The organism is Pseudomonas sp. M2, from assembly GCF_015751845.1.
Lineage (GTDB): Bacteria > Pseudomonadota > Gammaproteobacteria > Pseudomonadales > Pseudomonadaceae > Aquipseudomonas > Aquipseudomonas putida_E.
On record NZ_JADOUD010000001.1, the window covers coordinates 3,053,850 to 3,066,116 of the forward strand.

14 protein-coding genes are annotated in these 12,267 nt (G+C 62.4%); 7 read left to right on the plus strand and 7 right to left on the minus strand.

Annotated features, from left to right (window positions below):
• Positions 1-134 precede the first annotated feature (134 nt).
• Positions 135-542, minus strand: a complete 408-nt coding sequence (locus IWW33_RS14175; protein ID WP_115273779.1) for a phage infection protein — start codon at positions 540-542, stop codon at positions 135-137.
• Between the two features lie 295 nt (positions 543-837).
• Here IWW33_RS14175 and IWW33_RS14180 point away from each other — a divergent pair, with 295 nt between their 5' ends.
• The gene (locus IWW33_RS14180; RefSeq protein ID WP_174142030.1) at positions 838-2,904 is read left to right on the plus strand and encodes an AsmA family protein; all 2,067 of its coding nucleotides are present in this window, start codon (positions 838-840) and stop codon (positions 2,902-2,904) included.
• Positions 2,905-2,936: 32 nt separating this feature from the next.
• Here the strand turns inward: IWW33_RS14180 and IWW33_RS14185 are convergent, their stop codons facing one another.
• The gene (locus tag IWW33_RS14185) at positions 2,937-3,467 is read right to left on the minus strand and encodes a ferritin-like domain-containing protein (protein WP_012316447.1); all 531 of its coding nucleotides are present in this window, start codon (positions 3,465-3,467) and stop codon (positions 2,937-2,939) included.
• Positions 3,468-3,515: 48 nt separating this feature from the next.
• Positions 3,516-3,857 (minus strand): osmotically-inducible lipoprotein OsmE, encoded by a 342-nt coding sequence (gene osmE, locus IWW33_RS14190; RefSeq protein WP_046787818.1) that lies wholly within the window; start codon positions 3,855-3,857, stop codon positions 3,516-3,518.
• Between the two features lie 125 nt (positions 3,858-3,982).
• Between osmE and IWW33_RS14195 the strand changes: the two genes are divergently transcribed.
• Positions 3,983-4,873 carry a triacylglycerol lipase gene (locus tag IWW33_RS14195; protein ID WP_012316445.1) on the plus strand — a complete coding sequence of 297 codons (891 nt, stop codon included), beginning with the start codon at positions 3,983-3,985 and terminating at the stop codon, positions 4,871-4,873.
• Here the strand turns inward: IWW33_RS14195 and IWW33_RS14200 are convergent.
• Complete coding sequence (locus tag IWW33_RS14200) at positions 4,854-5,747, minus strand: DMT family transporter (protein ID WP_119687836.1); 894 nt, start codon at positions 5,745-5,747, stop codon at positions 4,854-4,856. The two genes, IWW33_RS14195 and IWW33_RS14200, sit on opposite strands and share 20 nt — an antisense overlap.
• Positions 5,748-5,889: 142 nt before the next feature.
• Between IWW33_RS14200 and IWW33_RS14205 the strand changes: the two genes are divergently transcribed.
• The 3 genes from IWW33_RS14205 to IWW33_RS14215 all read left to right on the plus strand — a co-directional run bounded on the left by IWW33_RS14205 (position 5,890) and on the right by IWW33_RS14215 (position 8,106).
• Complete coding sequence (locus tag IWW33_RS14205; RefSeq protein WP_174142029.1) at positions 5,890-6,678, plus strand: helix-turn-helix transcriptional regulator; 789 nt, start codon at positions 5,890-5,892, stop codon at positions 6,676-6,678.
• Positions 6,679-6,742: 64 nt separating this feature from the next.
• Positions 6,743-7,027, plus strand: coding sequence for a PsiF family protein (locus tag IWW33_RS14210; protein ID WP_046787822.1), 285 nt, complete (start codon positions 6,743-6,745; stop codon positions 7,025-7,027).
• A gap of 71 nt (positions 7,028-7,098) precedes the next feature.
• The gene (locus IWW33_RS14215) at positions 7,099-8,106 is read left to right on the plus strand and encodes a membrane protein (RefSeq protein ID WP_046787823.1); all 1,008 of its coding nucleotides are present in this window, start codon (positions 7,099-7,101) and stop codon (positions 8,104-8,106) included.
• Between the two features lie 84 nt (positions 8,107-8,190).
• Here IWW33_RS14215 and IWW33_RS14220 read toward each other — a convergent pair whose 3' ends face one another.
• Positions 8,191-9,456 carry an Hsp70 family protein gene (locus tag IWW33_RS14220; RefSeq protein WP_174142028.1) on the minus strand — a complete coding sequence of 422 codons (1,266 nt, stop codon included), beginning with the start codon at positions 9,454-9,456 and terminating at the stop codon, positions 8,191-8,193.
• Positions 9,457-9,620: 164 nt separating this feature from the next.
• Here IWW33_RS14220 and cbpA point away from each other — a divergent pair, with 164 nt between their 5' ends.
• Together cbpA and IWW33_RS14230 are read left to right on the plus strand one after the other, a co-directional pair.
• Positions 9,621-10,574 (plus strand): curved DNA-binding protein, encoded by a 954-nt coding sequence (cbpA, locus tag IWW33_RS14225; protein WP_046787825.1) that lies wholly within the window; start codon positions 9,621-9,623, stop codon positions 10,572-10,574.
• 2 nt (positions 10,575-10,576) lie between these two features.
• Entirely contained in the window at positions 10,577-10,882 is a 306-nt protein-coding gene (locus tag IWW33_RS14230; protein ID WP_012316438.1) for a chaperone modulator CbpM, read from the plus strand.
• A 64-nt stretch (positions 10,883-10,946) separates the two neighbouring features.
• Here the strand turns inward: IWW33_RS14230 and IWW33_RS14235 are convergent, their stop codons facing one another.
• Positions 10,947-11,462, minus strand: coding sequence for a GNAT family N-acetyltransferase (locus IWW33_RS14235; protein WP_046787826.1), 516 nt, complete (start codon positions 11,460-11,462; stop codon positions 10,947-10,949).
• 31 nt (positions 11,463-11,493) lie between these two features.
• Positions 11,494-12,192, minus strand: a complete 699-nt coding sequence (urtE, locus tag IWW33_RS14240) for an urea ABC transporter ATP-binding subunit UrtE (protein ID WP_174142027.1) — start codon at positions 12,190-12,192, stop codon at positions 11,494-11,496.
• Positions 12,193-12,267: the final 75 nt, after the last annotated feature.

Consider the following 12,267-nt stretch of genomic DNA (forward strand, 5'->3'; position numbering starts at 1 on the left):
CGATGGGCGGTGTGGAACTAGCAGAATTACCAGTTGCGCGGGGCGGTGTTACCTGAAAACAAAGCCCGGTCAATTGACCGGGCTGGGAGGTGGGTAGGCACTTTGATGCAGGTTGTTGTTTTCGGCCATGGAGATCAGCTCACACGGCTGATTTCGATCAGGCGATCCGAACCGCCTTCGGCAACGCGGCCGGTGCGCTCGATCAGGCGATCCGAACCACCCTCGGCAACGCGGCCGGTGCGCTCGATCAGACGATCCGAACCACCCTCGGCAACGCGGCCGGTGCGCTCGATCAGACGATCCGAACCACCCTCGGCAACACGGCCAGTGCGCTCGATCAGGCGATCCGAACCGCCTTCGGCAACACGGCCACTGCGTTCGATCAGACGCTCGGCACCACCTTCGGCAACGGTTTTCAGCGGTTGGGCCATTTCAACAGCGCTGGAGCGCGATTCGGCGGTCAGGTGCTGATCGGCAGCTGGAACGGCGAAGGCGTTGGCAGCAAGAATGGACAGCGTCAGGGTCAGCAATTGGCGTTTCATGATTTCGGTGCTCCTCTCGGGGGCTGGAAAGTGGGTACGAAGCCAATGCTACGCTCGGCAACGCCAGAGAGAAGTTCATACGGGTAATGGTAACAATCGATGGTATTGATAGCGCGGTGTCAAGGCTCTAACGCAGGTGTTTCAAGGCATCATGTGATAAAAAGCTGAGCAGGTAGGCAAGAAAACTTCACCGTCATGGGCTTCATGGATAAAACCCTGGGGGCTTTCATCAGTCGGAGATATTGAGTGCGATCGTTGCGCCCGTTTTGCCCCAAGCCGTCAGGAGAATAACGCAATGACGCGTCCCGCCAGAATCCTCGTCTGGACCCTTACCAGCCTGCTGACCTTGCTGGCGATACTGGTGGTTGTGATCGCCACCTTCGACTGGAACCGGGTCAAGCCATTGCTTAACGAGAAAGTCTCCGAAGCGTTGCACCGGCCGTTCGCGATCAACGGTAACCTGTCGGTGCACTGGCGCACTGAGCCGGAAGAAGGCGGGTGGCGCGCCTGGGTACCGTGGCCGCACTTCATTGCCGAGGACCTGACCCTAGGCAATCCCGAGTGGCTGAAGGAGCCGAAGATGGTCGGCCTGGAGCGTGTGGAATTTCGACTGGCGCCGCTGCCGCTGGTATTCCAGCAGATCGTCATCCCGCGCATCGACCTGGTCAAACCCACCGCCAGCCTTACTCGCCTGGCCGATGGCCGCGCCAACTGGACCTTCGATTTCGGCCCCAAGGATGAGAATGCACAGCCCTCCAAGTGGCAGCTGGATATCGGTGCCATCGGTTTTGACCAAGGTAATGTCAGCTTCGACGACCAGACCCTGAAAACCAGCATGAAGGTACAGATAGATCCGCTGGGCAAACCCATACCGTTCAGCGAGATCGTGGGTAAGGCAAGTGCCGACAAGGCCGGCGGCGCTCAGGACTATGCCTTCGGGCTCAAGGCCCAGGGCCGTTACAAGGGGCAGCCAGTCTCCGGTACTGGCAAGATTGGTGGCCTGCTGGCGCTGCAGGACGCCAGCCAGCCATTTCCGTTGCAGGCCGACGTGCGCGTTGCCGATACCCACGTAGTGCTTGCAGGCACCCTGACCGACCCACGCAACCTGGGGGCGCTGGATCTTCGCCTGCGCTTGTCAGGCGCCAGTTTGGGTAACCTTTATCCGCTGACGGGGGTGACCCTGCCAGACACACCAGCCTACGAAACCGATGGTCACCTGAAGGCCAACCTGCAGGCGGCCGAAGGTGCGACGTTCAACTACGAAGGATTCAACGGCAAGATCGGCAACAGTGACATCCACGGCGACCTGGCGTTCGTCGCCAGCCAGCCGCGGCCTAAGCTATCTGGCAAGCTGGTCTCCAACCAGTTGTTGTTCAAAGACTTGGCACCGCTGATCGGTGCCGACTCCAACGCCGAGCAGAAAGCCCGCGGGGGCGCCAGCAAGCAGCCTGCCGGCAAGGTGCTGCCGGTGGAGGAGTTCCGCACTGATCGCTGGCGCACCATGGACGCCGACGTCGAGTTTGCCGGCAAACGAATCGTCCACAGTGAGCAATTGCCGTTCAAAGACCTCTCTGCCCATGTAATCCTCGAGGACGGCCTGCTGCGCCTGGAGCCGCTGCGCTTTGGGGTGGCCGGTGGCAACCTGGCCTCCAGGATACGCCTGGATGGCCGCAGCGTACCGCTGCAGGGGCGCGCTCGGCTGACCGCACGTGGCTTCAAGCTCAAGCAGCTGTTCCCCACCTTTGCGCCGATGCAGACCAGCTTCGGTGAGCTCAACGGCGATGCCGATATCAGCGGCCGCGGCAACTCGGTGGCAGCCCTGCTGGGCACGGCCAATGGTGACCTGCGCATGCTGATCAACGATGGTGCGATCAGCCGCAGCCTGATGGAGATTGCAGGGTTGAACGTGGGCAACTACGTGATCGGCAAGCTGTTTGGCGATGAGGATGTGCAGATCAACTGCGCAGCAGCTGATGTTGGTATCAAGGACGGGCTGGCGAGCACGCGCCTGTTCATATTCGATACCGAGAACGCGATCATCTACGTCAACGGCACGGCCAACTTCGCCAGCGAGCAGCTGGACCTTGAGATCACTCCTGAATCGAAAGGCTTGCGGCTGTTCTCGCTGCGTTCGCCGCTGTATGTCCGCGGGCCGTTCGCCAAGCCCGGTGCGGGCGTGCAGGCGGTGCCGCTGGCATTGCGCGGCGTGGGCATGGTGGCACTGGGGGTAGTTGCAGGGCCTGCGGCGGGGCTGCTGGCGCTGGTGGCGCCAAGCAGTGGCGATGAGCCCAACCAGTGCACGCCGTTGCTGCAGCAGATGAAAGCCGGCAAGGCGCCGGCTGAGGTGAAGGGCAAGCAATAAGTGAACCGGGGCCGCGAAGCGGCCCCTGGCGATTACAAGCCTTGCAGCAGATCGGACATGTCGTCTGCGTGTTCTTCTTCCTGAGCCAGGATGTCCTCGAAGATGCGACGCGTAGTCGGGTCTTTGTCGCCAATGTACTGAATGATCTCGCGGTAGCTGTCGATCGCGATGCGTTCGGCCACCAAGTCCTCCAGCACCATCTCCTTCAACGAGTTGCCTGCTACGTACTGGGCATGGGAATTCTTGGTCAGGTTGTCCGGGTTGAAGTCCGGCTCGCCACCCAGTTGCACGATGCGCTCGGCAAGCTTGTCGGCGTGTTCGGCTTCCTGGTTGGCATGCTCGAGAAACTCCTCGGCAGCCACGCTCGCCTTGATCCCGCTGGCCATGAAGTAATGACGCTTGTAGCGCAGTACGCAGACAAGCTCGGTGGCCAGCGACTCATTGAGCAGGCGCAGGATTTCCTGGCGGTCGGCGTGGTAACCCTCGGTCACCGCGCCTTGCTCGACGTGCTCACGGGCACGCTTGCGCAGGGTTTGCACATCGGTCAGTTCAACGTTGCTCATGGTTTTCTCCAGACAAATCAGGACGGGTGGTCAAGGTGTTGCGCAGGCTCACGCGCCGTGTACGGCTTCGCTGTCCTCTTCTCGTTGTTTGCACGTCTTGAAGCCCTTGGCATCGACATGGCCGGTGGCATCGAAGCGCACGTAGTAAGGCTGCTGATGGCCATCGCGGTTGAGGATGTAGTCGTTGCAGGTGCCTCCGTGCGGCAGGTCGATCGCATTCGATGGGCTGCCGCCGATGGCGATGACTTTCTGCATGGTCATGCCGTTTTCGACTTGCTTGACCAGCGGCTCGTCGCGGTAGGTGACGTAGTCCACCGGGTTTTCCGGGCGGCTGCCACAGGCGGCCAGGGTCGCACTTGCCAGAAGGATTGCCAGGGTCTGTTTGTACATGGTCCCGCTCCTTGCTCAAGGGTCTGTTCTGGTTTGGAACCGCGCGGCGCGTCAGGAGTTCGATTGCGATGGTCATTCAGGCCGCTGTAGTGTTGGCCGGTCGACCACGCAAAGGGTTGGTTCCCATGCAGCAGGAATTGGCTACGCGATATCCATTGGTGCTGGTGCCGGGCATGCTCGGCTTTGTCAGGGCGTTGCTCTATCCCTATTGGTTCGGCATCGTGCCGGCCTTGCGCAAGGGCGGGGCGCAGGTGTTCCCCGTGCAGGTGTCGCCCTTGCACTCCAGCGAAGTGCGCGGTGAGCAGTTGCTGGCAATCATCGAAGACATCTGCCAGCGTACCGGCGCTGACAAGGTCAACCTCATCGGCCATAGCCAAGGCGCCTTGAGCGCGCGTTATGCCGCAGCCAAGCGGCCTGACCGGGTGGCATCGGTGACTTCGGTGGCCGGGCCCAACCATGGTTCGGAACTGGCCGATCACCTGGCTCGCACAGCTCCGGGCGATTCTCCTCAAGGGCGCATTCTCAGGGCTGTTTTGCATGGCCTGGCGGTGCTGCTGGGGTGGTTGGAAACCGGCTGGCGCCGCGACTCATTGCCTATCGACGTGCACGCCTCGCACCAATCGCTGACTAGCGCCGGCGTAGCGCTGTTCAATCAGGTTTATCCACAGGGCCTGCCCGACACCTGGGGTGGTGAGGGGGCGGGAGAGGTCAACGGCGTGCGTTACTATTCGTGGTCAGGCACCCTGCAGCCAGGCGTCACTGACCAGGGGCGTAACCGCTTTGACGGCAGCAACCGCTTCTGCCGCCTGTTCGCCCGCAGCTTCGTCAAGGAAAAGGGGCAGTGTGACGGCATGGTCGGGCGCTTCAGTTCGCACCTGGGGCAGGTGATCGGTGATGACTACCCGCTCGATCACCTGGACATCGTCAACCAGTCGCTCGGCGCCGTGGGCAAGGGCGCCGAGCCGGTGCGGCTGTTCACCGAGCACGCCGCCCGTCTCAAGGCTGCGGGGCTGTAGCACTGCGGCGCACGGGGGTGGTCCAGCGTTCGGCGAGGACCACCCCGGCCAGGGTCAGCAAGCCGCCGATCAGGTGGTAGCTCGCCAGTTGCTCGTCGAGCACTGCGGCTGCGATCAGCGCGGTCACCAGTGGCAGCAGGTTGAAGAACAGCGTGGTGCGGCTAGGCCCCAGGCGTTGCACGGCCTGCATCCACACCAGCGGCGCGACCATCGAGGCCAGCACACAGGCGTACAGCACCAGGCCCGCGTTATGCACGTTCAGGCCGGTTTTGTCTGAAAGCAGGAACAGTGGCAGCAAGACGATGATTGCCACCAGCACCTGCAGGTACAGCAGCTGCAAGGGCGGCAGGCGCAGCTGCCATTTCTTCAGCAGGAAGCTGTACACCGCGTAGGCCAGGGTGGCCACCAGCATCAGCAGGTCACCGCGGTTCAGGCCTTGCTCCAGCAAGATGCCGGGATGGCCGGCGGAGACGACTTCCAGCACACCGATGAAGGACACCGCCGCGCCCGTCAGCGCACCGTAGCTCAGCCGCTGGCCGAGCCATGCGATGGACAGGGCCAGCGACATCAAGGGCATCAGCGAGAGAATGATGCCCATGTTGGTAGCGCTGGTGATGCTGGCCGCGAAGTAGGCGAGGCTTTGGTACAGGGCCATGCCGAGCACGCCAAGGACGAAGATTCTGGGCAGGTGCGGACGGATGGCCGCGCGGTTGCGCCACACGGCCGGCAGCAGGAACGGGGTGAACAGCAGCCCTGCGAGCAGCCAGCGGTAGAAGCCGATCTCGGCAGGGTGAATGGCACCTGCGGACAGCTTGGTGACTACAGTGTTGCCGGCCCAAATGAGGATGGCGGTGAGGGGGTACAGATAATTCATGACGCAAAGGCTCTTGGATGCTCATAAGCCTCCGTGGCGCGTGCCCGCTTTCACAGAGGTTGTATGATGGCCCCGTATTATCGTTTGTCTGTCAGCAAGCCTATACTCCTATCCAGACAACCTGCCCCTTGAAGCAGACAGCATGCGCCGCAAATACCTCGATATCCCCCAGTTCGACCAGCTTCCCGCGCCCGTCTACCTGCGCCACGACGAATTTGGCGCCGACACTCACAGCCCGCCCCATCGCCACACCTGGGGCCAGCTCAACTACACCGCCCACGGCGTCATGCACCTGGATGTCAATGGCCAGCGTTTTCTGTCACCCCCGCATTACGCGGTCTGGGTGCCGCCGGATACCGAACATGGTTGCTACAACCCTCAGGCCATCGTTTACCGCTCGGTCTATCTCGACCGCAGCCTGTGCGCCGGCCTACCGCAGCAGCCGTGCAGCCTGGTGATCAGCGATATCCTCAAGGCCATCCTCGGCGACTTCGCCCGCCGGGACGTCAAGGTGGCCAAGGACGAACGCGACCAGCGCCTGGTGCAGGTGCTGCTCGATCAGTTGCTGCTGGCACCCACCCAGACCTGCTACTTGCCCTTCGCTCGGAGCGAGGGCCTGCGCCAGGTGCTCGATGCCCTCGGCGCCGAACCTGGTGACAACCGCCCGTTGGCGGACTGGGCGGCGCGGGTGCATGTCAGCGAGCGCACCCTGGCGCGGCAATTTCTGCGCGAGCTGGGCATCAGCTTTGGTGAGTGGCGCCTGCGCCTGAGGTTCTTGCGGGCCATCGAAGCGCTGGAGGCCGGCTTGCCGATACAGGCCATCGCCTTCGACCTGGGCTACAGCAGCGCCTCGGCATTCATCGCCATGTTCCAGCGTCAGGCCCATTGCACGCCGGAGCAGTACCGGCGGCAAGCGCGGACGGGTGTGTAAAATGTGTTGTCTACACTCACATGCGACACCGTGCATCGGGCGCGGGAGACAAGGAGACCACTCCATGAAGATGCTGCACATGCCATTGCTGGCGTTGGCTGTTATGTTCAGTGCGCAGGGATTCGCTGCCACCGCTCAACAGGAAAAGATGACCTCGTGCAATGCCGACGCTTCTGCCAAGGCGCTCAAGGGCGATGAGCGCAAAGCCTTCATGAGCACCTGCCTGAAGAAAAGCGTACCGCCCACCCAGCAGGAAAAGATGAAGATCTGCAACGCTGACGCCAGCGCCCAGGCGCTCAAGGGCGACGAGCGCAAGGCCTACATGAGTGACTGCCTCAAGAAGAAATGACCTGCGCCTATGCCTGTAGGACGAAGGCTGGCAGACTGCGGTTCTTTTCCGTTGTCTGCCGTTGAGGCTGTATGACTTTCACCCCCCGCCAGGTCACCCTGGCCAGCTGGATCATCGTATTTGCCGGCCTGCTGCTGGCGCTCCCCCTGAAATTGTTACCCAGCCTGCTGGCCGGGCTGCTGGTGTTCGAGCTGGTCAACATGCTCACGCCACGCCTGCAGCCGATCATTGCCGGGCAACGCGCACGTTGGCTGGCGGTGGCGCTGCTGGGTACCCTGGTGGTCAGTACTCTGACCTTGCTGATCGCCGGCGCGTTCAGCTTCTTGCTGCACGAGGCAGAGAACCCCGGCGCCTCGCTGGACAAGTTCATGGCCCTGTTCGAGCGTGCCCGTGGCCAGTTGCCGCCGTTCATCGAGGCCTACCTGCCGGCCAGTGCCGCAGAGTTCAAGGTGGCCATCGGGGACTGGGTCAAGAGCCACCTCAGCGACCTGCAGCTTGTAGGCAAGGGCATGGCGCACATGTTCGTGACGCTGCTGATCGGCATGATACTCGGCGCTATCATTGCCCTGCAGCGCATCCCCGACATCTCGCGGCGCAAACCGCTGGCTGCCGCCTTGTTCGAGCGCCTGAGCCTGCTGGTGCAGGCGTTTCGCAACATCGTCTTCGCGCAGATCAAGATCTCGCTGCTCAACACCGTGTTCACCGGTATTTTCCTTGCCGTGGTGCTGCCACTGTTCGGTGTGCACCTGCCGCTGACCAAGACGCTGATCGTGCTGACCTTCCTGCTCGGGCTGTTGCCGGTGATCGGCAACCTGATGTCCAACACGCTGATCACGATTGTTGGCATGTCGCTGTCGATCTGGGTGGCTGCGGCCGCGCTGGGGTATCTGATCGTTATCCACAAGGTCGAGTACTTCCTCAACGCGCGGATCGTGGGGGGGCAGATCAGTGCCAAGGCCTGGGAGCTTTTGCTGGCGATGCTGGTGTTCGAGGCGGCGTTCGGGTTGCCGGGAGTGGTAGCGGGGCCGGTGTACTATGCGTACATGAAGAGCGAGCTGAAGCGGGCTGAGCTGGTTTGAGAGCTGCAAGCTGCAAGATAAAGCCGAACGCGGTGGGCCTTCCATCGCCAATCGGCTTGTAGCTCGCAGCTTGTAGCTCGCAGCTCACCCGTAACGCTTGCGCGCCTCGATTGCCAGCCCGCTGCCGATGCTGCCGAAGATATTGCCCTCCACATGCCGCGCATTCGGCAGCATTGCCGCCACACTGTTGCGCAGCGCCGGAATGCCGCTGGAACCACCGGTGAAGAACACCGTGTCCACCTGACCTTCGCTTACACCGGCCTTGGCCAGCAGTTCGGTGACGCTGCCACGCACTCGCTCCAGCAGCCCTTCGATCGCGCCTTCGAACACCGCACGGGTCAGGTCCACGCCCAATTCGCGCTCCACGCGGCCGAGGTCGATACGGCGGCTTTCGTGGTCGGTCAGCTCAATCTTGCTGGCCTCGACCTCCATCGCCAGCCAGTGCCCGGCCCGTTGCTCGATCAGCTTGAACAGACGGTCGATGCCCAGGGTGTCCTCGATGTCATAGCGCATGCTGCCCAACGCCAGTTGCGACTTCTGCGAGTACAGGGCGTTGATGGTGTGCCAGGTGGCCAGGTTGAGGTGGTAGCTGGTAGGCATCAGCGCACCGCTCTTCATCCGGCTGCCGTAACCGAACAGCGGCATCACGCCCTGCAGGCTCAACTGCTTGTCGAAGTCGGTACCGCCGATGTGCACGCCGCCAGTGGCGAGGATGTCGCTCTGGCGCTCGGCCACCTGGTGACGCTCGGGTGACAGGCGTATCAGGGTAAAGTCCGAGGTACCCCCGCCGATATCCACGATCAGTACCAGCTCTTCACGGCTGATACCTGACTCGTAGTCGAACGCGGCGGCAATCGGTTCGTACTGGAACGACACGTCCTTGAAGCCGATCTTGCGGGCCACGTCGGCCAGGGTATCTTCGGCCTCCTGGTCGGCAGCCGGGTCCTCGTCGACGAAAAACACCGGGCGGCCCAGTACCACCTGATCGAAGCTGCGGTCGGCGGCGGTTTCGGCACGCTTTTTCAGTTCGCCGATGAACATGCCCAGCAGGTCCTTGAATGGCAAGGCGCTGCCCAGCACGCTGGTGTCGTGCTTGATCAGCTTGGAGCCCAGCAGGCTCTTGAGCGAGCGCATCAGGCGGCCTTCGTAGCCTTCCAGGTACTCGTGCAGTGCCAGCCGGCCATACACAGGGCGGCGCTCTTCGATATTGAAGAAAACCACCGAGGGCAGGGTGATCTTGCCGTCTTCCAGGGCTATCAGCGACTCGACCCCGGGGCGGTGCCAGCCGACCGTGGAGTTGGAGGTGCCGAAGTCGATGCCAAGGGCACGGGCCGGGGATACGTCAGACATGGGAAAAGGGCTTCCGGAGGCAAAACGGCCGCGCAGTTTATGCCACTTGGCCAGAGAATCAAGACCGGTCGTCTGCCTTGAAGCAAAGCCAAGCGCACCTTGAAAGGCTATGCTTGACCCTTATCTTCAGATGCAACACGAAAATTCACATTGGTGATCCATAGATGGACTTCAAAGACTACTACAAGATACTCGGCGTAGAGCCCACGGCGGACGAGAAGGCGATCAAGGCCGCGTACCGCAAGCTGGCGCGCAAGTATCACCCTGACGTCAGCAAGGAGCGCGACGCCGAGGAGAAATTCAAGGAGGCCAATGAGGCCTACGAGGTACTTGGCGACGCCCAGAAACGCGCCGAGTTCGACGAGATCCGCAAGTACGGCGGCCAGCATGGTCGGCCATTCCAGGCCCCACCGGGCTGGGAGAACCGTGGCGGTGCGGGCGGTGGTTTCGAGGGTGGTGATTTCTCCGACTTCTTCAGCTCGATCTTCGGCGCACGGGGCCCCAACCCCTTTGGCGGCGCTCGGCAACAACGCAGTGCCGGCAGGCGAGGGCAGGATGTGGAACTGGAACTGGCGATCTTCCTTGAGGAAACCCTGAGCAAGGAGTCCAAGCAGATCAGCTTCCAGGTGCCGCAGACCAACGCCGCCGGCCAGCGTACCGGGTTCACCACCAAGACCCTGAATGTGAAGATCCCGGCCGGCGTGAGCGACGGTGAGCGCATCCGCCTCAAGGGCCAAGGTGCACCGGGCAGCGCTGGTGGTGCCAATGGCGACCTGTTCCTGACCATCCGCATGGCACCGCACCCGCTGTTCGATGTCGAGGGCCAGGACCTGATCATCACTGTGCCACTGGCACCGTGGGAGGCCGCATTGGGCACCAAGGTGGCGGTGCCGACCCTGGACGGCAAGATCAACCTGACCATCCGCCCCGACAGCCAGAGCGGCCAGCGCCTGCGTGTGCCTGGCAAAGGCCTGGCGAACAAGCAGGGTGAGCGCGGCAACCTCTACGCCCAGCTCAAGGTAGTCATGCCGCCGGCATCCGACGCCTCTACCCGCCAATTGTGGACCCAGCTTTCCGAGAAGGCGGCGTTCAATCCGAGGACACAATGGAGTAAGTGATCATGAGCAGCACCCTGATCGTTCAACTGGACATGCGCACGCTTTGCCAGGAGGCCGATATCACGGCCGACTACGTGGTCGAGATCGTCGAGCACGGCATCGTTGAACCTTCGGGGCGAACGCCGGAGGAATGGTTGTTCGATGATCAGGCGCCGCTGCTGGCCAGGCGTGCGGCAAAGCTGCACCAGGAGCTGGAACTGGAGTGGGAAGGGGTGGCGCTGGCGCTGGAGCTGTTGCAGGAAGTGCAGCAGTTGCGCAGTGAGAACAGCATGCTGAAACAGCGGCTGGGCAGGTTTACCCAGATGTGATGTCGACTGCAGTGGCCCCAGCGCCGGCTTGCTGGCGATGGGGCCACTGCAATCAGCAAAAAACTCAGGCTGGCTCTGCCCCCGGGTCGAGCACCAGCTGCATGAAAGTCAAATCCTGCCAGCGCCCGAACTTCACCCCCACCTGGGGCATCTGCCCGGTCACCACGAAGCCCAGACGCTCATGCAGGCGTACCGACGCGGCATTGCCACTCTCGATGGCCGCGACCATCACATGCTTGCCACACCCCCGCGCGCGCGCGATCAGTGCTGCCATCAATTGCGGCCCCAGGCCCTTGCCGCGCTGATCGCCACGGATATACACCGAATGCTCCACGGTATTGCGAAAACCCTCGAACGGCCGCCAATCGCCAAAAGACGCATAGCCCAGCACACCGCTGTGATCCACTGCCACCAGAATCGGATAGCCCTGTTGCGCCCGGGCCTCGAACCAGGCCTCTCGGTTGCCCAGGTCCACCGGCGTATCGTTCCAGATCGCCGTGGTGTTGCGCACCGCGTCGTTATAAATGTCGAGGATGCCCGGCACGTCGGCGGGCAGGGCATCGCGAATTTCGTGGCTCATTGCTGCGTCTCACAAGGTCTAGGGCTGCAGATTAAATGGTTACCAGCCCACGCACACCTTCGGCCTGCATGTTTTCACCGCGCCCGCGCTGGATGATTTCGCCACGGGCCATGACCAGATACTGGTCGGCCAGCTCCTCGGCAAAGTCATAGAACTGCTCCACCAGCAGGATGGCCATGTCGCCACGCTCTGCCAGGCGGCGGATGACCGCACCGATCTCCTTGATGACCGATGGCTGAATGCCTTCGGTGGGTTCGTCGAGGATCAGCAGGCGTGGCCGGCTGGCCAGGGCGCGGCCGATGGCCAGCTGTTGCTGCTGGCCGCCGGACAGGTCACCGCCGCGGCGTTGCTTCATCTGTTCCAGCACCGGGAACAGTTCGTAGATGAACGCAGGCACCTCACGGGCCTCGTGCGCCGGGAAGCGCGACAGGCCCATCAGCAGGTTTTCCTCGACGCTGAGCCGCGCGAATATCTCACGCCCCTGGGGCACATAGGCGATGCCTGCGTGTACCCGTTGCTGTGGCTTGAGCGTGGTGATCGGCTTGCCTTCCCATTCGACGCGGCCTTCGCGTGGCGGCACCAGGCCCATCAGGCAGCGCAGCAGGGTGGTCTTGCCCACGCCGTTGCGCCCGAGCAGGCAGGTGACTTCACCGACCTTGGCTTCGAAGGACAGGCCGCGCAGGATGTGGCTACCGCCGTAGTACTGGTGCAATTCACTGACTTCAAGCACTTTCAATTCCTCGTTCTTGTCAGCTACAAGCTTCAAGCTTCAAGCGGCAAGAGGGAGCGCACGGCTACTGCTTGC